The sequence below is a fragment of the Curtobacterium sp. B8 genome (genome assembly GCF_000333315.1).
GTDB classification, from domain to species: domain Bacteria; phylum Actinomycetota; class Actinomycetes; order Actinomycetales; family Microbacteriaceae; genus Curtobacterium; species Curtobacterium luteum.
Genome location: NZ_BACW01000614.1, coordinates 1 through 1,640, shown reverse-complemented (window position 1 = coordinate 1,640; position 1,640 = coordinate 1). Strand labels below are relative to the sequence as shown.

Genomic DNA, 1,640 nt, shown 5'->3' with positions numbered 1-1,640 from the left:
CAGTCGTCATCGATGGGCTGGAGGAACTGGTAGCTGTGCACCACGACGGGTTCGTCGATGGGGCGTGCGGACGTGTCCAAGGTGAAGGTCGCTGTCCATCCGGTCTCATCGGCGTGGAGTGTGCCCGAGGACGCGACCCCGTTCTTCGTCAGGATGACGTCGTCGTTGACGAGGTCCAGCGAGATCTTCTCGTACCGGTCCGCGAAGCCGAGTACCACGTGCACGAAGTAGTGGAGGCTCGACACGGCGGCACGACAGCGCACGCTGAGGACCGGTTCGCCCGTCGACCAACGCAACGTGACCTCGTGCGCGGTCTGAGCCGACGGGTGGTCGGGCCAGCATCGCAGCGCCGTTCCGTGGTCGTCGGTGAGTGCGAGGCCGTCCGAGGAGAGGAGCGGCCATGTGTCCGTCGGGCGCTCCGTGCTCAACTGGCGGTAGAAGGACCGCATCTGCACGAGGGTTCCGAGCGGCTCGCGCCCCTCGGAGAGGACGCCCCGGGCGATCTCTCGCGGAAACGACCGTCGGAAGCCGGTCGTCTCGGGGGCCCGCAGTTGCCGGAGCATCTCGTGCACGAAGTCCACGGCGTCGTTCCCCGCCGTCGCGTCAGTGAGGGCGCGGAAGCGGGGCTCATCGAAGTCCGGGACGCTGAGGAGCTCGCCGAACTCGAGCACCTCGAGGAGCGTGATCTTCCTGCGCCCGTGTATGAAGGACGCCTCGACGTAGTCCTTGAACGCGTGCAGCGCGGTGAGCAGCGTGGTCTCTTCCAAGCCGGTCAGACGAACGTTCCCCGCGGGCGCGTCCGGGTGGACGATCGAGGACTGCGCCAGCATCTCGTAGCTGACACGGGAGGTTCGGATGCGAGCCAGCTGGGTGGAGGGTCCGTTGCTCTGGCCGTTCACGCCCATCGGGTAGGACCAGGAGGGGAAGTAGCGATGCAGGTCGATGTCGACCCGCTCATCGTGGTGCAGCGCGCTGAGCTCATGGCTGATCCCCGGCTTGCCGGAGCGGTAGCCCAGACGCATCAACTCCGCTTGCAGCGCCTCCGGATCCGAAGCGAGCAGATCGATGTCCGTCGTCGGACGGTGGGTCCGGTGACACCCTCGTGTGTGCAGCTGCGCACTGTGCCCCTTCAGGTAGACGACCGGCCCGAAGCGATCGGCGAAGTCGACGAGCTCGGCGTCGAGGGTACGGATGTCGCGCTGGATGGCGATCGCATGCGCCTCGGTCTCGGTACCGAGCTCCTCCACAGCCCGCGAGACCGAGGTCGGGATGGTCGGATGACAGCGCCGGAGAGCCGTCGACGACAGCTTGTGCTCGCGGAGCAGCTCAACGAACGGTTCGACAGCGACGCCGTCCGGGAACGGGTCCGTCGACCGCTGCGAGGCCGCGGCCACCCACAGGATCGCGAGTGCTTCGGGAGTCATGGTCGTGGACACGGTGTCGTTCCTTTCACGGGGTCGTCTCCCGCCAGATCGAGATCATGAGGTTCATGAAGCGGCTCCGGTCGTATGGGTCCGAGTCGCCTGGGTCGAGCTGGCGAGCGGGAGCTGTCGACCACGACGTGGGCGATGTCCTCGAATGTGCCCACGCGCGGAGGGTCGTCGTCAACCAGACCGGGACCGGAGATGCGACCCCCGTTG

Annotated in this window: 2 protein-coding genes; both read right to left on the bottom strand. The window is 67.0% G+C overall.

The genetic code is table 11. The features are described from left to right. A partial coding sequence (locus I59_RS20280; RefSeq protein WP_148286290.1) for a nucleotidyltransferase family protein occupies positions 1-1,436 on the bottom strand: 1,436 nt, incomplete at its 3' end. 13 nt (positions 1,437-1,449) lie between these two features. After that, the coding region (locus I59_RS23220; protein WP_042726853.1) for a hypothetical protein at positions 1,450-1,640 on the bottom strand (191 nt) is incomplete at its 5' end.